The organism is Nocardia sp. 852002-51101_SCH5132738, from assembly GCF_001665695.1.
GTDB classification, from domain to species: domain Bacteria; phylum Actinomycetota; class Actinomycetes; order Mycobacteriales; family Mycobacteriaceae; genus Nocardia; species Nocardia nova.
In genome coordinates, this window is record NZ_LZML01000031.1 from 1 (window position 1) to 582 (window position 582).

Sequence of the window (582 nt, forward strand, 5' to 3'; positions counted from 1 at the left end):
TGTTATCTGCTCGGGGTGTCTACCCGACGCATGGAGAAACTTGTCGAATCACTTGGTGTGACAAAGCTTTCCAAGTCGCAGGTGTCGGTCATGGCCGCCGAGCTCGACGCTCAGGTCGAAGCGTTCCGCACCCGCCCCCTCGATCAAGGCCCGTACACGTTCGTGGCTGCCGACGCTCTGGTGTTGAAAGTCCGCGAGAACGGGCGCGTGGTCAACGTGCACGCTCTGGTCGCCACCGGTGTCAACGCCGATGGCTACCGTGAAATCCTGGGCATCCAGGTCACCAGCGGCGAGGACGGCGCGGGCTGGCTCGCGTTCTTCCGCGACCTGGTCGCCCGCGGCCTGTCCGGAGTCAGCCTGGTCACCTCCGACGCCCACGCCGGGCTGGTCGCCGCGATCGGAGCTACTCTGCCCGGCGCGGCCTGGCAGCGGTGCCGAACCCACTACACGGTCAACTTGATGTCGATCACCCCGAAATCATCATGGCCGTGGGTCCGCACTCTGCTGCACTCGGTGTTCGACCAAGCAGACACCGAATCGGTTGCTGCCCAATATGATCGGATGCTCGACGCACTGACCGAG

At 64.3% G+C, this 582-nt stretch carries 1 protein-coding gene; it reads left to right on the forward strand.

Annotation, left to right across the window (positions count from 1 at the left end; translation table 11 throughout):
• Positions 1-582, forward strand: a 582-nt coding sequence (locus A5789_RS04605) for a transposase (RefSeq protein ID WP_197516552.1), incomplete at both ends; no start/stop codon positions are given.